Origin of the sequence: Paenibacillus sp. FSL W8-1187 (assembly GCF_037965485.1) — a bacterium.
Taxonomy (GTDB): domain Bacteria; phylum Bacillota; class Bacilli; order Paenibacillales; family Paenibacillaceae; genus Paenibacillus_O; species Paenibacillus_O pasadenensis.
Window position 1 is genome coordinate 4,929,239 of the sequence record NZ_CP150181.1, and the last position, 22,204, is coordinate 4,951,442.

Sequence of the window (22,204 nt, forward strand, 5' to 3'; positions counted from 1 at the left end):
GGGCTACTCAATGTACCACGTCGCCTTCGTAATGATGGCGGTCAGCTCGCCCGCAGGCAGCGATGCGGCGCCGCGGAAGGCAGCCCTGCCGCCCGGCTCGATCGAGACGCCCGGCTCCGTGCCTGCCGTGACCGTGCCGACGGTGCGGCCTTCGGCATCGAGCAGCTTGTATTCGAGCTGCACGGAATGGATGCCGCGCGTCGCCTTGCTCTCGACCTCGCCGGACACGACGGCCCGTCCTTCCTCGTCGCGGCTGACCTTGACGCCGCGCACCGCCACGGCGGCGGTGCGGTTACGCAGCTGCTCGTCGTAAGCGATCTGGCGCGCCGCATCCAGACGCTGCTGCTCCTGGCGCTCATAGTTCTCCCGCTCGCGTCCGATCCGCGCCTCCAGCTCCTTGAGCGGCTCGACCGCTCCGGCATGCTCTCGCGCCTCCGCCACGGCTGCGAGCGCTGCCGAATAGTCGCGTCCGCGCAGCAGCGCCTCCGCCTGGGCGGAGCCGGTCTCGACGATCAGGTCGAGAATGCGCTGCCGCAGCTGGGAAGCGCCGGCATCCTGCAGGCCGCGCAGCCGCTGCAGCCGATCCGCGAGCTCCGCCACGCTGTCCAGCCCGTCCAGCTCCTGCGAGACTTGCTTGACGGCGAGACGCGCCGCCTCGTCTCCGATGCGGCCTCGCACAGGGTCGAACACCCGCTCCTGGCGGTTCGCCACCGCCGCCTGCACCTGCCTCAGCTCGCCCTCGGCCTGCTCGAGCCGGCCGCTTTCGAGCAGGCGCGCCGCTTCCTCGACCTGATCGTCGAGCCGCCGCGCCTGCCGCGTAATGTCAAGATCGCGCAGCAGCCCCGCTCCATCCGGCCGCATCTCCGCGGCCCGCTCGAGCAGCTGCTCCGCCTGCGGATAGCGGCCGGCGAGCGCTTCCCGCGAAGCCTGCTGCTGCCACGCCTCGGCCCGCTCGTTGAGCCTGAGCTCGCGGACGAGCACGCCCGCGATGCCCGCGCAGCCGACCAGCAGCGCCAGCGCCGGCGGCAGCCATTGCCTGCGCGTGCGGCGCAGCGACTCCCGCCAGCCGGCGGCAGGGCGCTCCGCTTGAGCGTAGGCGGGACGCGGTCGCTCGGAGGAGCTTTCCTCCGCCTGATCCAGCCGCTCGTCCTCGCGCATGCGCTCCATCAGCTCCCGCGCGTCCGGGGTTCCTCCTGCCGGCGCGGTCCCGATCTCCTGGATCTGCTCCAGCCATTCCACCCGCTCGCGGCGCCGCACGAGCAGAGCCGCCGTATGCAGCGGCTTGCCGCAGCGGCTGCAGAAGCTGGCCTCGTCGTCCAGCGTCTTGAAGCCGCAATAAGGGCATGGGGTGCGGATGCCGCCCGATTCCCGTTCCGTCGATTCCGGTCCACTGCTCATCGCTTCATGCCTCCGCCATCTTTCCGTTCGCCCGCCCTCCTCGGAGGTTCGGAGCGTCTTCCGTTCATACGCCGCTTGCCGGCGTTTTGTTTCCAATCCACCCGATTAGGACGATCATCCCGGGGAAAAAGCCTTGGTCCAACCGAAAAAAGCCATCCGCAAAGATGGCTTGGCGCGAATGACGCCTGGGGATCAGGTCGCGGCCGGCTCCGGATGCAGCTTGCTCCGCATGTAGTCGCGCACGGCCTCGGCCAGATCGTCCCGCTCGAGCGCCATGTCGATCGTCGCCTGCACGAAGCCGAGCTTGTCGCCGACGTCGTGGCGGCGGCCCTGGAACTTGTAGGCGTGCATCGGCAGCACGGAGTTCAGCTTCTGCAGGCTGTCCGTCAGCTGGATCTCGCCACCCTTGCCGGGCTCGGCGCGCTCAAGCAGGCGGAATATGGCCGGATCGAGCACATACCGGCCGACGACCGCCCAGTTGGACGGCGCTTCTCCGGGCGCCGGCTTTTCGACGAGATTGCGGATGCGAGGGAACAGGCCGTCGCCTTCCAGATCGACGATGCCGTATTTATGCGTCTGGTCCCACGGCACCTCCATGACGGAGATGACCGACGAGCCGGTATCGCGGTAGTAGTTCATCATTTCGCCCAGGCAGGGCTGCTCGGAACGCAGGATGTCGTCGCCGAGCAGCACCGCGAACGGCTCGCTGCCGATGAAGCTGCGCGCGCACAGCACCGCATGGCCGAGCCCGAGCGGCTCCCGCTGGCGCACGTAGACGATGTCGGCCAGCTTGGAGATGCCGCGGACGAGCTCGAGCATCTCCTCGTTGCCCCGCTCCTCCAGCTCGGCCTCCAGCTCGACGGACTTGTCGAAATGATCCTCGATCGCCCGCTTGTTGCGGCCGCTCACGATCATGATGCTCTCGATGCCGGAGGCGACCGCCTCTTCGACGATGTATTGGATCGCCGGCTTGTCGATCAGCGGCATCATTTCCTTCGGCTGCGCCTTGGTCGCCGGAAGGAAGCGAGTGCCCAGCCCGCCGGCTGGAATAATGGCTTTGCGGATATGCGTCAAGATTGAACCACTCCTTAAGAGATGCAAGATATGTAAGATCGGACAGTCCGGGACGGATTCGCCGCTTGTTCCATAAGTTTACCAATTGTTGAAGGATCGCGCCACCAGAGGTTATGATGGCAGCGATGCTTGGTTTTGGAAAGCCAAATAAGGATAGGAGCGAGGCCCATGCGGATCACCGAAACGCTGCGCACGCTGCGGCGCGATGAAATGATCGACATTACCCGGCAGGTCCAGTCCCATGTGCAGGCAGCCGGCATTCAGAGCGGAGAAGTCCTGGTATACTGTCCCCATACGACGGCTGGATTAACCATCCAAGAGAACGCCGATCCGGACGTCAAGCACGACATCCTGCTCCGTCTGGACGAGATCTATCCGTGGGAGCATCCCGGCTATCGGCATGCCGAGGGCAATACGGCCGCCCATCTGAAGGCGCTCACGACGGGCACGAGCCAGCTCGTCCCGATCGAAGGCGGACGCCTCGCGCTCGGACGCTGGCAAGGCATCTACTTCTGCGAGTTCGACGGCCCGAGGACGCGCGAGTACCGCCTCCGCATCACCGGCGACCGCTAGGCTCCGGCGCCGCTCCCATAGCGCGACCGCGCTCGCTCCCGGCAGCCGTGTCGAGGCAGCCGGTACTTCGGCATCGTGACGGCTCCAGCGGCGGCCAGCGCTTTTGAAACGCAGCAAGGCCCGATCGGATCGCGAGATCCGGTCGGGCCTTGAACATTTTACGGGCAAATGGCCGCGCTGCGGCGCCTCCTGCCGACCGGTCTCAGCGCACGCGCGATTCGGTCAGGTGGAATTGGCCGACCATGCCTTGCAGCTGGCCGGTGATTGCCTCGGCCTCGCCGGCGGTCGCCTGCACCTGGGCCATCTCCCTCTGCAGCTCCTGCATCTGGCGCTCCGCCTCGGCGCTGATCCGGCGGTTGTGCTGGCTCACCTCCGCGATGCTCTCCATCAGCCGCGCGACCTCGCCGGCAACCTCGCCCTTGCGGCCGTCGCCTGCGGCGGCGGCCATGAGCATGGCGCCGGCCGCCTCGGCCAGCTGCCGTCCGGTCTCGACGGCGCGGCTGCCTTCGGCCATCGAGGCCGTCGCGCGCTCCGCCTCGCCCTGGATGCCCCCGATGATGGAGCGGACATGCTCCGTCGACTGGCGCGTCATCTCCGACAGCTTGCGGATCTCGCCGGCGACGACCGCGAAGCCGCGGCCGCTCTCGCCCGCACGGGCCGCCTCGATCGAGGCGTTCAGCGCGAGCAGATGCGTCTGCGCCGAGATCTGCTCGATCGCTCCGAGCACCTCGCCGACCTGATGCACCGCCTGCACGAGCCCGTCCAGCGTCTGCCCGGACTGCTCCATGCGACCCGATATCGCGCCCATCGCCTCTCCGATGCGCTCCACCTCGCTCCGCGCCACGCTGATCTCGCGGCTGGCCTGCTCCTCGAGCTCCTGCAGCTGCTCCCGCATCTGCCGCGCCGAAGCTTTGGCGCCTTCGATGTCGCCCAGCTGGGCGGCCGTGCCGGCGATCATCTGCCCCATCGAGCCGCTGACCCGCTCCGTCCGCTCGGCCAGCTCGGCCGCCTTGCGGCTCAGCTCGCCCTGGCTGACGCGGACGTCGCCGGAGGCGGTCCGCACGCGCAGCATGATGCCCTCGAGCGAGTCGATCATGTTGTTGATCCACTTGGCCAGCTCGCGCGTCTCGTCTCCCGCGAACGTCTCGGTCCGCAGCCGCTGGGTCAGATCGCCCCCGCCCTCGGCGTTGAGCCGGATGAAGCGGGCGATCGCCCCGAGGCGCTCCGCCGTCCGCCTCGTCACCCGGCGGCGGGCCGCCAGCGAGCCGGCGGCGCCAAGCACGACGTACGCCGCGACGGCCGCGGCAGCCTGCGTCAGCGGATCCGCGCCCAGCCTGAGCAGGACGGCCAGGAGCAGCGCGAACAGCGCCGTCCCGGCCAGCAGCGACAGCGCCGAGCTCCGCCGGTGCTGCCAGTCGATGCCCCGGATCCGGTACACCTCCTCCAGATCGCCCTCGCACATCATCCCCCACAGATCGGGGTGATGCGGCAGCCGGAAGGTGACGCCTTTGCCGATGACGGGGATATGCCGGTAGTCCGAATAGCCTGGAAACTCGACGAACAGGTTGGAGCCGTTCCGGATCGTATTCGCCACGCCGGGATGCAGCTCCCCCGTCGCCGGATCGGTGAACCGCAGCTCCAGCTCGGTATGCTCCCGGATGCCGACGACGCCATAATCGGTCCGCACTCCGTCCTTGAGGTTGTCCCCATGCGTGAAGGTCCGATCCTCGAAGCGGCTGCGCGACAGCGCCGTGCCGGGCTCGATCCTGCGGTCGATCTCCGGCTTGGCCATGAACAGATAGTTGTCGCCCGAATCGGGATACACATGCCCGGACTCGCGCTGGATCAGATCGCCGAGCACATCCCCCGGCACTCGTCCGCAGAGCGCTCCGCTCCACCGCCCGTCCTCCAGCACCGGCTCGATGAACAGCAGCGTGATGCGGTCGTGGAAGCTCGACGAACGGGGCCCGGCCTCGAGCGTCCGCTCGTCCCGGTACGGGCCGAACAGGCAGCGCCCGCCGATGCGCTTCGCATACGCGAGCCCGAGACCCAGTCCCTCTTCGCTTTCCTCCGAGTAGGCAGTCCCGCTGTGACGCGGTAAAGTCGATGCCGTCACGAATCCCTCCCGGTCGAGGAAGAACAGCTCCGTGAAATCGCCCGCCCGTCCATATGCCGCCCGCAGCGAATCGACGCCGCCTCCGCCCGCCAGCAGCGCCTGCACGCCTCCGTCCCCGGCCTCCTGCTGCAGCTGCTGGCGCAGCCGCTTCATATGGCCCCAATACTCCTCCGCCCAATCCTGCAGCAGCGCCGCCCGCGTGGCCGCGATGCCCTCGAAGATCTCCTTCACGTCCTCCGTCCGGCCGCGGTTCAGGCGGCAGGATATCCACAGCGGCAGCCCCGTTCGAAAGCCAAGCCAGTCAAACATGGCGTTCTCCCCCTCTTGTCCTCATCTGTCTCTCTAACGGATTTGATTACGTTATCGGTCCGACGGCGCTTCGTTGAAAGGGAGGACGGCCATCTCTTCAAAAAGAATAACCGGCTCCATGCGGAGGATGTCCTTGACAAATCAGCTTATTTATAATAATTTTAATCTAATAACAAATACAAAATAAATCAAAGGAGCTGTTCCCTCATGACCCAAACGAACACGAAAGCCGTCGATGCCGCCGCCGTCCACGCCGCGCTCAATCTCCAGCTGGCCAACTGGAGCGTCCTGTACGCCAAGCTCCACCAGTTCCACTGGCTCGTGAAAGGGCCGCATTTCTTCACGCTGCACGCCAAGTTCGAGGAGCTGTACCGGGAAGCCGCGGCCCGCGTCGACGAGCTGGCCGAGCGCGTGCTCGCCACGGGCGGCCGCCCGCTGTCCACGATGCGCGAGTTCCTGGCCGCGGCGACGCTGCAGGAAGGCTCCGGCGATGAGTCCGCGATCGAGATGGTCCGTTCCGTCGCCTCCGACTACCGGACGCTCGCGCAGGAGCTCGGCCAAGCGATCGCCGACGCCGAGGGGGCGGGCGACGACGCGACCGCCGACCTGCTGCTCGGCATCCGCGAAAGCATCGAGAAGCATGCCTGGATGCTGGACGCGTTCGCCTCCGCCTAATCGTTTCAAGCTCCTCCCGCCTCCCCTGTCGAATGCCAAAAAGGGCTGCCTTCGAGAAGCCGGTCGATGCCGGCTTGCTCGAAAGCGGCCCTTTTGCCACGCCTTTAGCTCCTGTCAGCATCCCCTCGGACCGCGGCCAGGATGAAGGCCGTCAAGTCCGCGACGACCTCGTCGGCGGTCAGCCGCTCGATCTCCGGCACGCCGTGCATGTCGATCATGCTCGTGTTGGCGAGAAGCGCGCCCATCACGAACAGCTGCGTCGTATGGAGCGAGCGGAAGCGGAAGCAGCCTTCCGCCCGGCCGCGCTCCAGGCACTCCCGCAGGCGGACCTGGATGAGCGACTTGTGCGACTGGATGATCTCGCGGCGCGGGGAGCGCAGCGCCATCTCCTGCTGGATGATCGCGATCAGCTCGGGCTCGCGGCGGCGGAACCGCGTCATCTCGCGGATGATGACCTTCAGATCGGCCTCGGGATCGGGGCCCGGCGCCAGCGACCGGATGTCCCGGTCGGGGAAGTACTCGTTGAAGATCGCGGCGAAGACGCCGTCCTTGCCGCCGAAATGATAGGAGACGAGCGCTACGTTGGCGCAGGCCTCCTCGCAGATCTGCCGGATGGTCGTCTTTTCGAAGCCATGCTCCGCGAACAGCTTCTTGGCGGCCCGCAGCATGCGGACGCGCACGTCTACCTTGCCCATAAGCCGCCTCCTGTCCGTCCGTCCCCGCTCAGCGGGCCGACGGCTCCGGCTGCGGCGCCGGCTGCGAAGCGGCGCGCTGCGCCGGAGCTCCGGCCTTCTTGAGCGCGACGGCAGCCACGCTGACGAGCAGCGCCCCCGCGCCGGTCAGCGCCAGCGCCAGCACGTCCGGACCGGTCGACGAGCCGCCGAATAGCAGATTCATCATGCCTTCGACGGCGCGCGTAGCCGGCAGCCACTCGCCGATGCCATGGTAGAACGACGGCAGCAGCTCGCGCGGCAGCATCGCTCCGGAGCTCACCAGCTGCATCGACAGCAGGATGATGTTGAGGAACATGCCGGCCATGCCGAGCACCTGCAGCACCATCTGCGACACGAACATGAAGCTGAGCAGGATGAGCAGCATGAACAGCCAGACGCTCAGGAAGCCGCTCTCCATCTGGCCGCCCAGCGCGGCCAGCAGCCCTGCCGAGACGAGCGAGACGACGAAGGCGATGACGACCGTCAGCGACGCCTGCACCCCGAAGCGCTGCCATTTCGTCGTCGAATGGGCGACGGCCATGCCGGACTGGAAGAAATTCAGCGCCATGATCATCGCTCCGACCCAGGACGCCAGCACGAGCATCATCGGCACCATCTGGTTGTTCATGCCGTCCACGGCATGCAGCGACTCCAGCTGGGCCTCGACCCGCTGCGCGAGGCTGCCGGCGGCGGCCGCCGCCGCTTCCTGCGGCATGCCCTGCGCGGCCAGCGCGCCCTGGATGCCCTGCGCGGCGGCGCGGCCATTGGCCTCGGCCGTAATTTGCGCCGCGACCGAGCTCATCACGTTTTTGATCATGACCGGGTTGGACTCGTTGAGCAAGTAGTGCAGCGAAGCCTTGCCCTGCGGATCCGACACGCTCGCCGTGAAGTCCGCCGGAATGTGCACGACCATCTGCACCTCGCGCTCGTCGAGCTCCTGCCTCGCCGCCGCCAGGCTGTCCGACTGCTCCATGCGGAACGGCAGCTGCTGCACGAGCTGCTGCGCCAGCTGGTCGCCCGCTTGACGATCCTCGCTCACGACGGCGATCGCCAGCTGGCCGATCCGATCGTTCACGCCGCTGTATCCGGTCATCCAGATGATGGAGAACACCACTTGCATGAGCAGCGCCGTGGCGATGCCCGCTTTTGTCGTCGGCCTTTGCAGAAAGGCCTTGAAGGCTTGATTCATTCGTTCGATCCCCTATCCTTTGATTTAAACGGTTGTTTAAAACAACGGTTCAACTTTACGGGGATTTGTTTTGGTTGTCAAACTCTTTTTTATGAAGCGTTTTCGCGAAAACGCTTTTCGGCATGGCGGCTCGGCGGAGCGTTTCGCCCCCGAAAGGTCGGACGCCGAAAGGTCGGAAGTCCGAAAGCCCCGTCATGCCGAAAAGCCGTCTGCGGCTGCCCGCAAACGGCTTTTGAGCACGGCTCCGCCGCTTCCGGCGGCGCTACATGACGAACTTCGCCGGCCGCTTCGTATAGCGGTTGGCGTAGCTGGAGGCGCAGTAAGCCTCCGGCTTGACGCGCGGCACGTAGCTCCCGATCGTCTCCACGCGGGCGATCATCTCCTGCACGTACAGCGCGGTCGGGTTGAGGCACGGCTCGGTGCCGGCGTCGATGTCGATGAAGGCGCGCAGCTCCGCGCCTTGGTACAGATGCGGCAGCAGCAGCTCCTCCATGCGGGGCACGACGCTCAGCTCCTCCAGATGGGCGGCCATCTCCTGCGACAGCGACGTCTCCAGCGCCAGCTTCTCGCGGATGGAATCCAGCTCGCGGCCGAGCACGTACGGCCGGTAGCAGGCCCAGGCCCCTCGGCCCACCCGATGCAGCACGAGCCCGGTGATGAATTTCGTATGGCTCGGGTGCACCTGGCAGTCCGTCCCGATCGCGAAGTGATAGCTCGCCCGCGGGTCCTCCGCGACAAAGCGCAGCAGCCGGTCGGCTACGTCTCCTACCGAAAGATGCTGCTCCTTGACGTTGTGGAACCGCAGCCGGTTGGCCCGGTCATGCGCCTCCGGCTTTCGTTTGAACTTCGTCACCAACTCACCGTCCTCGCTGCTGCTTTGGTGCTCGGGTCCTCTCGAACAGCTTATGCGGGGACGGAGAAGGCTATGAACGAGGGCTCGGCGGGCGGCGGACGCACTTTTGCCGAGAAAGCAAAAAAGGCTGCCTGTCTCAGCAGCCTTTTCGTCAGCGAAGAAGGGAAGCCGCCGCTCCCCCGCCTGGCAGCGAATGGCGGCAGGTCCGCCCGTCCGCAAGCGGCCAAGGAAAGCCTAGGGCCGCAGCCTCACCTGAAGCGAGCCCGCCGGCTCTCCGTTCCAAAGCGCGGTCAGCGTCTCGCCGTCGAGCAGCGCCGCCACGCCGGCCGGCGTGCCGGTGTAGAGGATGTCGCCGCGGCGCAGCCCGTAGCGGGAGCCGATATGCTCGGCCAGCACATCCGGCGCGAAGATCATGTCCGCGGCATTGCCGAGCTGGGCGACCTCCGCTCCGCGCAGCAAGGAGAAGTCCGCGCCCTTCAGTCCCTCAAGGCCCGGATAAGGCCGCCACGGTCCGAGCGGCGACGAGCCGAGGAAGCCTTTGGCGGCGAGCCACGGATGGCCCTTCTCCTTGAGCCGGCTCTGCACGTCGCGCAGCGTCAGGTCGAGCCCGAGCGCCATCGCGTCGAACAGCTCGTCCGCCGGCAGCCCCGGCTCCCAGTCGCGGCCGGCGCGCAGCACGATCTCCAGCTCGAAATGCACCTCTCCTTCCGCACCCGGCAGCTCGACCTCGCGTCCGTCCATCGGGACGAGCGCGTGGGTCGGCTTGGTGAACACCATTGGCGATTTCGGCACCTCGTTGCCGAGCTCCAGGGCGTGCAGGCGGTAGTTGCGGCCGATGCAGTAGATGTTGCGTACGGATTCCAGGTCGAACTCTTTTTCGCTCATATCGGGTCAGCTCCTCGGCTTCGTTTTTTGGGCTTCGATCTGCTCGGACAGCTCGTTCAAGTACGTCCAGCGCTCCAGCAGCTCCTCGAGCCGCGCCTCCAGCTCCGCCTGCTCGGCCATCAGCCGCTGCAGGCGCACGGAGTCGCTGCCGATCTCGCCCATCTCCTCGTGCACGCGGGCGAGCTTGGCCTCGGTCTCCTCGATCCGGCCGTCGATCGCTTCGAAGTCCTTCTGCTCCTGATAGGACATGCGCAGCTTCGGCTCGCGGCGGGCCGCCCCGGCTGCGGCGTCGGCCGGCTCGCCAGGCGGCGCGGAGCCGCCGGCCGGCCGGTCCCCTCCGGCAGCGGCCGAAGCGCCCTTGCCTCCCGGGGCCGCTCCGGCCCCGCCGCGTCCGCCCGCGCCGGCTTGCTCCGGCTCGGCGAGGCTTTTTTTGCCGCGGCTCTCCTCGTATTCCGAGTAGTTGCCCGTATGCTCGACGATCGTCCCGCCGCCTTCGAAGGCGAAGATGCGCTCGACGGTGCGGTCGAGGAAGTAGCGGTCATGGGAGACGACGAGCACGACGCCGGGGAAGTCCTCCAGGTAGTCCTCCAGCACGCCGAGCGTGGCGATGTCCAGGTCGTTGGTCGGCTCGTCGAGCAGCAGCACGTTCGGCGCTCCGCTCAGGATGCGCAGCAGCTGCAGGCGGCGCTTCTCTCCGCCGGACAGCTTGGCGATCGGCGACCACTGCATCGCCGGCGGGAACAGGAAGCGCTCCAGCAGCTGGCCCGCGGAGATCGTCGTGCCGTCGGCCGTGCGCACCTGCTCGGCCTGCTCGCGGATGTACTCGATGACGCGCATCGACTCGTCCATCTCCTCATGCTCCTGGGAAAAGTACCCGATCCGCACCGTCGGCCCGATCGCCACCTCGCCGGCGTCCGGCTGCAGGCGGCCGGCGATCAGCTTGAGCAGCGTCGACTTGCCGCTGCCGTTGCGCCCGATGATGCCGACGCGGTCCTCCGGCACGGCGATGTAGCTGAAGTCCGCGATCAGCGTCCGCTCGCCGTAGCGCTTGGCCACGCCGTCCAGCTCGACGATCTTGCGGCCGAGCCGCGACGAGGCGACGGACAGGTCGAGCTTGCCGGACGTCTTGTCCGGCCCGGACGCCTTCAGCGCCTCGAAGCGCTCGATGCGCGCCTTCTGCTTGGTCGAGCGGGCCTTCGCCCCGCGCCGGATCCAGGCGAGCTCGTTGCGCAGCAGATTTTGCCGCTTGGCCTCGCTCGACGCCTCGCGCTCCTCGCGCTCGAGCTTGAGCTCGAGGAAGCGGCTGTAGTTGGCCGTGTAGAAAAACGCGCGCCCCCGGTCCAGCTCGACGACCCGGTTGCTCACGCGGTCGAGGAAGTAGCGGTCATGCGTCACCATGAGCAGCGCGCCGCGCCGCTTCTGGAGCATGCCTTCCAGCCACGCCACCGACTCGTTGTCGATATGGTTGGTCGGCTCGTCGAGGATGAGCACGTCCGACGGCGACAGCAGCGCCGCCGCCATCGCCGCGCGCTTGCGCTGGCCCCCGGACAGCGTGCCGAGCCGGGCCTCGGGATCGCGCAGCCCGAGCTTGGACAGCGCCGTGCGGGCGTCGCTCTCGAGCTGCCAGGCGTCCAGCTCGTCCATCGCCGCACCCGCCCGCAGCAGCCGCTGCTGCAGCTCCTCGCTCTGCGGATGCAGCTCCAGCCCCTCCAGCGCCGCGGCATGCTCGCGCACGGCGCGCAGCTGCGGCGTATCGCCGCCAAGCACATGCTCCAGCACCGTCTCCTCCGGATCGAACTCGGGATTCTGCAGCAGCATGCGCACGCTTACGCGCGGCGGGATGACAACCTTGCCGGAATCGGCCGGCTCGATGCCGGCGATCGCTTTGAGGAAGGTCGACTTGCCCGTGCCGTTCACGCCGATGATGCCGATCTTGTCGCCTTCGGAGATGCCGAAGCTGACGTCCTCGAACAGCTTCTTCTCTCCGTATGTCTTCGTCAGATGCTCGATGGATAACAGATGCATGGCAGTCCTCTTTCCTCATTCCTTGTGGTCGCGGATCCGGCCCGTGACGGGCCGGACGTTCGTCCTCCCATCATACCACAGGCGGCGACAGGCGTTCATGCGGCCTCGGCCGGCGGGCCGGATCCAAGGCACATTTCTGCCTTGGTTGGCCCGGCTTTCGGCCGTCACGCCGGATCCAAGGCACATTTCTGCCTTGGTTGGCCCGGCTTCCGGCCGGCGGGCCGGATCCAAGGCACATTTCTGCCTTGGTTGGCCCGGCTTCCGGCCGGCGGGCCGGATCCAAGGCACATTTCTGCCTTGGATGGGCCGGCTCACGGCCAGCGGGCCGGATCCAAGGCACATTTCTGCCTTGGTTGGCACGGCTTCCGGCCGTCACGCCGGATCCAAGGCACATTTCTGCCTTGGATGGGCCGGCTCACGGCCGGCGGTCCGGATCCAAGGCACATTTCTGCCTTGGATGGGACGGCTTCCGGCCGGCGGGCCGGATCCAAGGCACATTTCTGCCTTGGTTGGGCCGGCTTCCGGCCGTCACGCCGGATCCAAGGCACATTTCTGCCTTGGTTGGGCCGGTTCACGGCCGTCACGCCGGATCCAAGGCACATTTCTGCCTTGGTTGGGCCGTTTCACGGCCGTCACGCCAGATCCAAGGCACATTTCTGCCTTGGATGGGCCGGCTTCCGGCCGTCACGCCGAATCCAAGGCACATTTCTGCCTTGGTTGGCACGGCTTCCGGCCGTCACGCCGGATCCAAGGCACATTTCTGCCTTGGTTGGCCCGGTTCACGGCCGGGGGCACGCCAGCAGCGGCCGGGCTCCCTTCGGCAGCGGCCAAGCTCTGTCCGCCGCAGATCGGCCTTCGTCCGGCAGCGGCTTCGCTCTTTCCCGCTGCCTCGCTTTTTTGAAGACCGCCGCAAAGCGTGGTACACTATGGAGCATTCCGGCGGGGCGCGCCCCGTCCAGGCTTCGGAGGGATCGATGTTTTCCTTTATCGTGACGAGCAAGCGGCTGCTTACCGCCTTTTTCCATGCCTTCAAGGACAAGGAGTTCCAAGGGCTGTTCTTCATCCTCGCCGTGACGCTGCTGTCCGGGACGATGTTCTACCGCGGCGTCGAGGGATGGCGTACGATCGACGCGCTCTACTTCTGCGTGACGACGCTCACGACAGTCGGCTCGAGCCTCGAGCCGGCGACCGACTTCGGCAAGGCGTTCACGATCGTCTATGTGTTCGCCGGCATCGGCATCATGTTCGGCTTCATCCGCATCCTGGCCAGCCATGTCCGCCTCGGGCGCAGCCGCCGCAAGGCCAAGAGCCCGGACGCGGCCGAGCCGGCGGCAGACGGTCCCGACGCTTGACGGGACGAAACGTTCGCATGGCAAAAAGCTCGCTCCGCGAATCATTCGCGGGGCGAGCTTTTTGGCGTCTGCAAGGGCTGCATCGAGCTGCAAGGACGCTGGCGTCCTTCTTTTCTGCGCCTGCTCAGCGCTTGCCGGTCATCTTCTCCGGACGAACCCACTCGTCGAACTGCTCGGCGGTGAGCAGGCCGCTCTTGAGCGCGCTCTCCTTGAGCGTCGTGCCGTCCTTATGCGCCTGCTTGGCGATCTTGGCGGCGTTCTCGTAGCCGATATGCGGGTTGAGCGCCGTCACCAGCATGAGCGACTGGTCGAGGTTGCGCTGCAGCGTCTCGCGGTTCGGCTCGATGCCGACGGCGCAGTGCTCGTTGAACGACAGCATCGAGTCGGACAGCAGCACGACGGACTGCAGGAAGTTGTAGGCGATGACCGGCTTGAACACGTTCAGCTCGAAGTTGCCCTGGCTGGCCGCGAAGCCGATCGCCGCGTCGTTGCCCATGACCTGGCAGGCGACCATCGTGATCGCTTCCGCCTGCGTCGGGTTGACCTTGCCCGGCATGATCGAGCTGCCCGGCTCGTTCTCGGGAATCGTAATCTCGCCGATGCCGCTGCGCGGACCGCTCGCCAGCCAGCGCACGTCGTTGGCGATCTTCATCAGATCGGCCGCGAGGCCCTTGATCGCGCCGTGCACCCAGACGATCTGGTCATGAGACGTGAGCGAGTGGAACTTGTTGGAGGCGGTGACGAAGTTGTGGCCGGTAATCTCGGCCACCTCGGCCGCCACCTGCACGGCGTAGTCCGGGTGGGCGTTGATGCCCGTGCCGACCGCCGTGCCGCCGAGCGCGAGCTCGCGGATCGCGTCGGTGCTGCTCGTCAGCATCCAGCTGGACTTCTCCAGCATCGCTTCCCAGCCGCTGATCTCCTGGCCGAGCGTGATCGGCGTCGCGTCCTGCAGATGCGTGCGGCCGATCTTGACGATGTCGTCGAACTGCACGCTCTTCTCGTGCAGCGTCGCCTTCAGCGTCTCGAGCGCAGGCAGCAGGCGCGTCTGCACGGCGAGGACGGCCGCGATGTGCATCGCAGCCGGGAACGTATCGTTGGAGCTCTGGGAGCGGTTGACGTCGTCGTTCGGATGGATGCGCGTAGACGAGCCCGCTGCCTCGAGCAGCTGGTTCGCGCGGCGGGCGATGACCTCGTTGCAGTTCATGTTCGTCTGCGTGCCGCTGCCCGTCTGCCAGACGACGAGCGGGAACTCGCCGTCATGCTTGCCCTCGAGGATCTCGTCGGACGCGCGGCAGATCGCCTCGGCCTTTTCCGGCTCCAGCACGCCGAGCTTGGCGTTCGCCTGCGCGGACGCCTTTTTGACGATCGTCATCGCCTTCACGATCTCGAGCGGCATCTTCTCCCAGCCGATCTTGAAGTTCTCGCGGCTGCGCTGCGTCTGCGCGCCCCACAGCTTGTCCGCCGGAACCTTGATCTCGCCCATCGTATCCTTTTCAATCCGATATTCCGTCATTCGTTTCTCCGCCTCCTTGAACTCGTTGAACCGCTTTCCGTTTGGTTTGCCGCTATCCATTTTAACGGAAAAAGCGGCCCTCCGCCACCGCGGGAGCCGCTTCTTCGGACTTACTGCGCCTTGGCGTCGCGATAGGCCTGCACGTACGCCGCCGCTTGCCGCTCGATCAAGGAGAAATCGCCCGTCTTGACCGCTTCCTTGGTCAGGTCGCCGCCGATGCCGACCGCCACCGCTCCGGCCTTGACCCACTCGCGCAGGTTGCCGAGCGACACGCCGCCGGTCGGCATGACGTTCGCCTGCGGCAGCGGCCCTTTGATCGCCGAGATGACGCTCGGCTCGTAGACGCTGCCGGGGAACAGCTTGACGATGTCGACGCCGAGCTCAAGCGCGCTCTGGATTTCGTGGATCGTCATCGCGCCCGGCAGGATCGGCACCGCGTAGCGGTTGCAGAGCTTGATCGTGTCCGGATTGAACGCAGGGGCGACGACGAACTCCGCGCCGGCGAGAATCGCCGCGCGCGCCGTCTCCGGATCGAGCACCGTGCCGACGCCGATGATCGCATGCTTGTCCGAGGCCGGATCAGCTTTGCTGGAATACTCCGCGGCCAGCTGCTCGATCGCGCGCAGCGCGCCCGGCACCGTCATCGTGATCTCGATCGCCTTGATCCCGCCCTTGACCGCATGGCGCGCCATGCGGACGACCTCCTCGGCGGAGTCGGCGCGCAGCACCGCCACGACGCCCGCTTCCGCGACCGCGGCGGTCACTCTCAACTTGTTCAGCATTCGACCATTCCCTCCCCATGATAACCGGATTCATTGTCTCATCCGTCCCGTCCGATCGTCAACCGTTTATCCACAGCCCGGCGCTTCATTTCCTTCCGAAAAGCTCGCAAAAGTTGTCCACATGGGGAAAGGCAAGCCCAAAAAAGCCGCTCCTGCCCGCATGGAAGCGCGCGCAAGGAGAAGCTTTCCCTTATCCCAGGTCAGTTGTGGATACTGGGGGTATTTTTTGTGCATATGTGGACAATTCAGGGGATAACCGCATGGCCCGCCGCGCCCTGCAGGCAGGTGAGGATGACCGGTCCCTGCTCCGTCACCGCGACCGTATGCTCGAACTGGGCCGACCAGGAGCGGTCGCGCGTCCGCGCCGTCCAGCCGTCGCGGTCGATCCACACAGCGCCGTCGCCGGCGGCAAGGATCGGCTCGACGGTGAGCACCATGCCGGGCTCGAGCCGCGCGCCGCTGCCGGCCAGCCCGGTGTGGCCGACCTCCGGCGCTTCGTGGATCGACTGGCCGATGCCGTGGCCGGCGAACGTCGCGACGACCGAGCAGCCATGCGCCCGCGCTTCCTTGACGATCGCCGCGCCGATGTCGCCGATTCTCCGCCCGGCGCGGCATTCGGCGACGCCGCGCAGCATCGCCCGCCTGGCCGCCTCCATCAGGCGCGCGGCCTCCGGCTGCGGCCGGCCGATCGCGTACGTCCAGGCCGAGTCGGCTTTCCAGCCGTCGACATCGGCTACCATGTCGATCGTGACGAGATCTCCCTCCTGCAGCGGAATCGAGTCCGGGAACCCGTGGCAGACGACCTCGTTCACCGACGCGCATGTCGCAAACGGATAGCCGCAATAGCCTTTTTGCGCCGGCCTCGCCCCGCGCTCGGCCATCAGCCTTTCCACAAAGCGGTCGATCTCCAGCGTCGTCACTCCCGGAGCGATCCTCCGCCCGATCGCCTCGTGGCATTCGGCCACGATCTGTCCGGCTCTGCGGATGCAGGCGATCTCTTCTTCCGACTTCCATTCCGCCATCCGGCGCCACCCCCGCTTCCTAAAGCTTGCTACATCTTATTCGGGGGAGACGCAAAAAAAGACCCGCGCCTTCCGCGAAGGAAGGGCGGGCCGGTATGTTCATCTCATGTCCGATCAGCTGACGGAAGACTTCATTCTGCCCATTTCATGCTCCACCAGAGAGGTCAATTCGTCCTCATAGCCGCCGGTGATGCGATACTTGCGGATGTAGTCCTTGACGAACTTGCGCGGATCCTTGGGCTGAAAAATTCTCGTGAGTTCCTTGAGGCTTTCCTTGACTTCATTCTGGCTGTGCTTGGCCATGAAATCTCCTCCTCTTACAGTGGATGGTCAGTCCGAAACATCCCAATCGAGAAAACAGCGGCGTCCGGCCGCTCCCCTACGCTGCAGGCACTCCACGGCAGATGAGTGAATGTTTTTATTTTTCACACTATTATAGCACTTGATGCACGGATAGGAAATAAAATTCCAATCATTGGTCCGCCTGACCCGGCGGATCGTTCGGATCGGACCGACGGTCCGGCCCCGATCGCGGCCGGCCGTCTCCGGCCTGCTCGACGGTTCCATCCTGACGCTGACGGGTGTAGAGACGCAGATAAGCGATCACGACGACGATGGCGACCAGCACTCCGAATCCAAGGGTAACCGCTGTCACCCAGCCTTTGACCACCATCCGCGCCGCCTCCCTTCGCTTCTCCAATAACTCCCATCCAGAGAAGTATAGCGTATCGGAAGAGGCGCTTACAACCGTGCGGCTTCCTTCCATTCCCCCTGTTCGAGCCCTGTGCGGCAGGCAGCTGGCATTCCTCGTTCTTCTTAGGAGTATCGGCGAAAAAGGACAAGCTTTTCAGCCCATTACCCGAAATATCCGCTCCTCAATCAAGCTTGTTCGCCGCTCCTCCCGGCGGCTACCCCCAGTGTATGAGCGCGGACGCCAAAAAAAACCGGAGGGCGCTCCCTCCGGCCTCGGCCTGGCGTCTTGTCCGCCGCCGCGCGGCGGCTTTCCGGGCGGCTTTCGCTGCGCCGCCTGCGGTTCGATCGTCTCAGCCGACGCTTTCGTCCGCCTGCAGCAGCGGCAGGCCGACATGGCCGACCGTGCCTTTGCCGAGCTCGCTCTCGTAATAGAGCTTGCCGTGATGGTTCTCGACAATCTTATACGTCATGACGAGGCCGAGCCCCGTGCCCTTCGCCTTCGTCGAGAAGAACGGCTCGCCGAGCTTGGCCAGCTTCTCCTGCGGGATGCCTCCGCCCTCGTCGGCGACGCGGGTCCAGATCATGCCGCTGTCGGTCGACGTCTCGACCCGGATCGTACCGCCCGAGCCCATCGCCTCGATGGCGTTTTTGAGGAGGTTGATGAACACCTGCTTGAGCTGGTTGGCGACGCCGAGGACGTACAGCTCCTCCTCCGGCAGCTCCAGCACGAGCTGCACGTTGTTCATGATCGCCTGCGCCTCGATGAGCATGATGACGTCGCGCAGCACCGCGCCGAGCGAGACGGCATGGAAATCGACCGCTTGCGGCTTGGACAGCACGAGCAGCTCGCTGACGATCTGCTCGATCCGCTCGAGCTCCATCGCCATGATCGAAATATAGTTGCGGCGGTTGTCCTCCTGCATCAGCTTCGTAAAGCCCTTGAGCGAGGTGAGCGGATTGCGGATCTCGTGCGCGATGCCCGCGGCGAGCTGGCCGACCGCTCCGAGCATCTCCGACTTGCGCAGCATCTCCTCCGTCTCCTTGCGGTCGGTAATGTTCTCGGACAGCTTCATGTAGTGGATGACCTCGCCGCGCTTGACGATCGGGAGGAACTTCGCCTGCTCCCAGTAGATTTCCCCGTCGGTGCGGAGGCCGGCGAGCTCGCCCTCCCATACTTCGCCCTCCTGCAGCCGCCTCCAGATGTCCGAGAACGCCGCGCCGCTCGCCTGCCAGTCGTCCAGCTGCTCCAGATGGCGTCCCTGCACCCCCTCCGGCGTGTCCAGGGCCAGATCCAGGTACGGGCTGTTGGCGTAGACGACCTTGCCCCCGAGATCGGAGATGACCATCAGGCTCGGGCTCTGCTCGACTGCGTAGGAGAGGCGCAGCAGCTCCTCGTTCATCTCCTTGAGCTCGGTGATGTCGACGAGCGTGATGATGACGCCCTTGGTCAGATGCTCCAGCGTCCGGTACGGCATCATGCGCATCTTGTACCATTTGCCGCCCCGGCTCTTGATCTCCTTCTCCAGCGAGCGCAGCGACTGCAGCACGCGGGAGGCGTCCTCGATGAAGCCGTCGTAGTAGAACTGATGCGAGATATGGTGGAACGGCCGCCCGATGTCGACGTCGAGCAGGTTGATCTCCTTGGTCACCGCCGGCGTGAAGCGCCGGATGCAGAACTGCGTATCGAGGAAGATCGTGCCGATCTTCGTGCTGACGAGGAACAGGTCCATGTCGTTGTTGAGCTCGGTCAGCTCCTGGATCTTGAACTGGTACTCGGAGTTTATCGTGACGAGCTCCTCGTTGACCGCCTGCAGCTCCTCGTTCGTGCTCTGCAGCTCCTCGTTCGAGGCGATCAGCTCCTCGTTGGTGCTCTGCAGCTCCTCGTTGGACGCCTCCAGCTCCTCGATCGCCGTCTGCAGCTTCTCCTCGGTCATCCGCAGCTGCTGCTCGAGCCACACCATCTGCCGGCGGACGCTCTCGTCCAGATCGATCTGCTTGACGTCCTCCCGATCCTGCTCGTCCGACTTTTGGAAGACGACGAGGCTGTACGTGCTGAACGCCGAGACCGAACGGGTGAACGGCCGGACGACGACATGCACGCGCTCCTGCCCTTGCGGCGTCTGGATGACGAGATCGCGGAAGCGCACCTCCTGGACGCGGTCCAGGCGAATCTGCTGCAGCGCCGTCACGATCGAGATCGCGAGCGCCGGATCGAGGATCTTGTGCAGGTTCCAGGACGGCTTGCCCTCGGCCGGCGAGAGGAACGGCTGGATGCTGCCCGTCACATGCTGCACCTCCAGCTGCTCGTCGACGAGCAGCGAGGGCAGCATATGCTCGTTGACGTACGTGCTGTAGAACTGGTTCTGGCGCTGGCTCTCCTGGAAGTCCGACGTCATCGACGCCCGCCGGCGTTCCCGTCCGTCCGCTCCCCCGTGCAGGCTGCGGCCGCCCTCGAGCAGCAGCTGCGCAGCCGCCGTCAGCTTGCGCGGCCGCATCTTCTGCTTGAAGATGTTCCACTTGCCGCTCGTCGTCTCGAACAGATGGTCGAGCCTGCCCATCGTCTCGCTCGGCCCCAGGAACAGATAGCCTCCCGCCCCCAGCGCGAAATGGAACAGGGAGAGCACCTTCTGCTGGACTTCCGGCTGCAGGTAGATGAGCATGTTGCGGCAGGCGATGAGGTCGAGGTTGCTGAACGGCGGATCCTTGGTCAGATTATGGGGAGCGAACACGATCATGCGGCGCAGCTCGCGCGTCACCTGGTATGTATCGCCGTGCCGGACGAAAAAGCGGGCCAGCCGCTCCTTGCCGACGGTGGACTCGATGGTCAGCGGATAGACGCCGTGATTGGCATAGTCGATCGACTGCTTGTCCACGTCCGTGGCGAAGATCCGGACGGCGATCCGGTCCGCCAGTCCTTCCGCGGCGAGCGCCTCCGAGACGAGCATGGCGATGGAATAGGCCTCTTCCCCGGTCGAGCAGCCGGCCGTCCAGACGCGCAGCTCCGGCGCGGCGGCCTCGCTCTTCTGCCGCAGCAGCTTGGGCAGCACCGTGTCCCGGATGATCTGGAACGCCTCCGGATCGCGGAAGAAATGCGTCACATGGATGAGGAGATCCTGGCGCAGCTCGTAGATCTCGTCCGGCTCCTCCTGGATGTACTCGGCATAGGCCTCGAGCGAGGAGCAGCTTTTTTCCGCCATCCGCTTCTCCATGCGGCGCAGCAGGCTGTTCCGTTTGTAAAAGCTGAAGTCGATGTTCGTCCGCTCCCGCACCTTTTCCAGGATGAGGGCGACCGCGGCCTCGGACTTGTCCCCGTCGCCGCTGCACGAGGAGAGCACATGCGTCACGCTCGGAATGAGCGACTGCGGCATGCGGAGCTTCGCCGCAATCTTCTCCGGCGCGAGCACGTAGTCCACATAGCCCGTCTCGATCGCGCTGCGGGGCATGCCGTCGAATTTGGCCGTCTCGCCGCTCTGGGCGAACACGATGCCCCCCGCCCGCTTGACCGTGGAGATGCCGCGCGTCCCGTCCGTGCCCGTGCCGGACAGCACGACCGCGATCGCTTGCGAGGCGGCGTCGGACGCCAGCGAGTAGAAGAAGTGGTCGATCGGATAATGGATCTCGTCGGGATGGGGCTCCGCCAGCCACAGCCGGCCCCTGCGCAGCGTCATCGTCTTGCGCGGAGGGATCAGATAGATCGTATTGGGCTCCACCTCCATGCCGTCCCTCACCACATGGATGGCCATCGGCGTGTACAGAGACAGAATTTCATTCATCAGGCTCTTATGGTCAGGCGACAGATGCTGGATGACCGCGAAAGCGAGTCCGCTTTCGGCGCTCGTATGCTGAAAGAAGCTTTTGAGGCCTTCGAGCCCTCCCGCCGAGGCTCCGATGCCTACGACGCGGACCGGTTCGCCGAACTTCGCCATCGTTGCTTCCTGAGCCGGCTCGGGGTTGTTACGCGACACTGGCTGTCCCTCCTCGTTCCCGTTCTGCAGCTGGTTGTCCCCTTTTCTCGCTTTCCTCGGAAACACTTGCAGAAGGGATACTATTCTCCTTTTCCTTTCCATTTCCTCCAATAATAAAAGAGAACCTATCTTTCGCTATAAGCCGGGTTTTTTCGTCTTTATTTGCGCTGGAGGCGGCGACTCCCTCCGAGGATCGCGTCCGCCTGACCGGCTGCGCCGGAGGCAGGCCGTACGTACGGCGGAACGTCAAACAGCCCCGCTCGGATTGCTCCGCGCGGGGCTGTTTGCACAAGGGCGACAGGGACCGCCGGCGTCACGCCCAGCGGATCTCCTGGATGCAGTCCGGCGCCTCGTAGCGCTCGTCGTCGACGGCGTTGCTGACCGGGTACATGCGCAGCTGGAACGGCTCCAGCGGCTGCAGATGCCGCCGCAGGAACGAGAAGTCGCGGATCGACGGATGCAGCCACTCCTCCATGCCCTCCTCGTCGAGCACGACGGGCAGACGCTCCTGCCACTGCGTCAGGCTGCCGGACGCCGGCACCGTGACGATCGTCGCCGCCCGCTCGAGCCGTCCGTCCGGAGAGCGCCACTCCTCGTACAGGCCGGCCATGCCGAACAGCGGACGGCCTTGCACCTGGATATGCATCGCGCGCGGCTGCCGCTGGCGGCCCTCCTCGCGCCGCGCCGCCTTGCCCTCCTCCTCGAGACGCTCCCAGCCGTACATGCCGCTGCACGGAATGACGCAGCGTCCTCCGGCCAGCATGCGCTTGAAGTAGGGCTTGGCCTCCAGCGAGGAGGCGTCGGCGTTGACCGAATCCCGCGCCCAGAACGGAAACAGGCCCCATCGCCCCTCGTCGAGGATGCGTACGCCGTGGCGGTCGTTGCGGACGAGCGGGATCGGACGCGTGGGCGCGATGTTGTAGCGCGTCGCCTCCAGCGGCTCATGCTTCTGGATGCGGAACTGCTGCTTCAGCTCGCCGATGTCGGTGGCGAGGGAAAAACGGATGCACATGGGGTCTACCTCCCGGATGATGGCTTGCTGCCCTTAGCATCCGCAGGAGGTGGAA

Annotated in this window: 18 protein-coding genes; 3 read left to right on the forward strand and 15 right to left on the reverse strand. The window is 65.7% G+C overall.

What is annotated here, in order from left to right; genetic code table 11:
• Positions 1-3: 3 nt before the first annotated feature.
• Both NYE40_RS21330 and galU read right to left on the reverse strand, forming a co-directional pair.
• The gene (locus NYE40_RS21330; RefSeq protein ID WP_153784382.1) at positions 4-1,398 is read right to left on the reverse strand and encodes an FxLYD domain-containing protein; all 1,395 of its coding nucleotides are present in this window, start codon (positions 1,396-1,398) and stop codon (positions 4-6) included.
• Between the two features lie 192 nt (positions 1,399-1,590).
• Entirely contained in the window at positions 1,591-2,472 is an 882-nt protein-coding gene (galU, locus tag NYE40_RS21335) for a UTP--glucose-1-phosphate uridylyltransferase GalU (RefSeq protein WP_146000452.1), read from the reverse strand.
• 168 nt (positions 2,473-2,640) lie between these two features.
• On the opposite strand from galU, the gene NYE40_RS21340 reads away from it, so the two are divergent.
• Positions 2,641-3,045, forward strand: coding sequence for a secondary thiamine-phosphate synthase enzyme YjbQ (locus NYE40_RS21340; RefSeq protein WP_101807739.1), 405 nt, complete (start codon positions 2,641-2,643; stop codon positions 3,043-3,045).
• Between the two features lie 202 nt (positions 3,046-3,247).
• Here NYE40_RS21340 and NYE40_RS21345 read toward each other — a convergent pair whose 3' ends face one another.
• Positions 3,248-5,470: a methyl-accepting chemotaxis protein gene (locus NYE40_RS21345; protein ID WP_339278912.1), complete on the reverse strand. Its 2,223-nt coding sequence runs from the start codon at positions 5,468-5,470 to the stop codon at positions 3,248-3,250.
• Between the two features lie 207 nt (positions 5,471-5,677).
• Between NYE40_RS21345 and NYE40_RS21350 the strand changes: the two genes are divergently transcribed.
• Positions 5,678-6,145, forward strand: coding sequence for a DNA starvation/stationary phase protection protein (locus tag NYE40_RS21350; protein WP_339278913.1), 468 nt, complete (start codon positions 5,678-5,680; stop codon positions 6,143-6,145).
• A 104-nt stretch (positions 6,146-6,249) separates the two neighbouring features.
• Here the strand turns inward: NYE40_RS21350 and NYE40_RS21355 are convergent, their stop codons facing one another.
• The 5 genes from NYE40_RS21355 to NYE40_RS21375 form a co-directional block, all read right to left on the reverse strand.
• Positions 6,250-6,840 (reverse strand): TetR family transcriptional regulator, encoded by a 591-nt coding sequence (locus NYE40_RS21355; RefSeq protein ID WP_339278914.1) that lies wholly within the window; start codon positions 6,838-6,840, stop codon positions 6,250-6,252.
• Between the two features lie 28 nt (positions 6,841-6,868).
• Complete coding sequence (locus NYE40_RS21360; RefSeq protein WP_339278915.1) at positions 6,869-8,047, reverse strand: ABC transporter permease; 1,179 nt, start codon at positions 8,045-8,047, stop codon at positions 6,869-6,871.
• 262 nt (positions 8,048-8,309) lie between these two features.
• Positions 8,310-8,900, reverse strand: coding sequence for a ribonuclease H-like YkuK family protein (locus NYE40_RS21365; RefSeq protein ID WP_101807773.1), 591 nt, complete (start codon positions 8,898-8,900; stop codon positions 8,310-8,312).
• A gap of 234 nt (positions 8,901-9,134) precedes the next feature.
• Positions 9,135-9,785 carry a fumarylacetoacetate hydrolase family protein gene (locus tag NYE40_RS21370; RefSeq protein ID WP_101807744.1) on the reverse strand — a complete coding sequence of 217 codons (651 nt, stop codon included), beginning with the start codon at positions 9,783-9,785 and terminating at the stop codon, positions 9,135-9,137.
• A gap of 6 nt (positions 9,786-9,791) precedes the next feature.
• Positions 9,792-11,810 (reverse strand): ABC-F family ATP-binding cassette domain-containing protein, encoded by a 2,019-nt coding sequence (locus tag NYE40_RS21375; RefSeq protein WP_339278916.1) that lies wholly within the window; start codon positions 11,808-11,810, stop codon positions 9,792-9,794.
• A gap of 974 nt (positions 11,811-12,784) precedes the next feature.
• On the opposite strand from NYE40_RS21375, the gene NYE40_RS21380 reads away from it, so the two are divergent.
• Positions 12,785-13,162: a potassium channel family protein gene (locus NYE40_RS21380; protein ID WP_101807774.1), complete on the forward strand. Its 378-nt coding sequence runs from the start codon at positions 12,785-12,787 to the stop codon at positions 13,160-13,162.
• Between the two features lie 124 nt (positions 13,163-13,286).
• Here the strand turns inward: NYE40_RS21380 and fumC are convergent, their stop codons facing one another.
• The 7 genes from fumC to NYE40_RS21415 all read right to left on the reverse strand — a co-directional run bounded on the left by fumC (position 13,287) and on the right by NYE40_RS21415 (position 22,149).
• Positions 13,287-14,675 carry a class II fumarate hydratase gene (gene fumC / locus NYE40_RS21385; RefSeq protein WP_339278917.1) on the reverse strand — a complete coding sequence of 463 codons (1,389 nt, stop codon included), beginning with the start codon at positions 14,673-14,675 and terminating at the stop codon, positions 13,287-13,289.
• Between the two features lie 110 nt (positions 14,676-14,785).
• Positions 14,786-15,454 carry a bifunctional 2-keto-4-hydroxyglutarate aldolase/2-keto-3-deoxy-6-phosphogluconate aldolase gene (locus NYE40_RS21390; protein WP_028598585.1) on the reverse strand — a complete coding sequence of 223 codons (669 nt, stop codon included), beginning with the start codon at positions 15,452-15,454 and terminating at the stop codon, positions 14,786-14,788.
• Between the two features lie 248 nt (positions 15,455-15,702).
• A complete protein-coding gene (gene map / locus NYE40_RS21395) occupies positions 15,703-16,479 on the reverse strand; it encodes a type I methionyl aminopeptidase (RefSeq protein ID WP_028598584.1) in 777 nt (258 codons plus the stop codon).
• A gap of 114 nt (positions 16,480-16,593) precedes the next feature.
• Positions 16,594-16,782: a hypothetical protein gene (locus tag NYE40_RS21400; protein ID WP_028598583.1), complete on the reverse strand. Its 189-nt coding sequence runs from the start codon at positions 16,780-16,782 to the stop codon at positions 16,594-16,596.
• Positions 16,783-16,951: 169 nt separating this feature from the next.
• Complete coding sequence (locus NYE40_RS21405) at positions 16,952-17,152, reverse strand: hypothetical protein (RefSeq protein ID WP_339278918.1); 201 nt, start codon at positions 17,150-17,152, stop codon at positions 16,952-16,954.
• Positions 17,153-17,522: 370 nt separating this feature from the next.
• Positions 17,523-21,137: a CheR family methyltransferase gene (locus NYE40_RS21410; protein ID WP_240478995.1), complete on the reverse strand. Its 3,615-nt coding sequence runs from the start codon at positions 21,135-21,137 to the stop codon at positions 17,523-17,525.
• Positions 21,138-21,450: 313 nt separating this feature from the next.
• Entirely contained in the window at positions 21,451-22,149 is a 699-nt protein-coding gene (locus tag NYE40_RS21415) for an SOS response-associated peptidase (RefSeq protein WP_028598580.1), read from the reverse strand.
• Between the last annotated feature and the right edge of the window lie 55 nt (positions 22,150-22,204).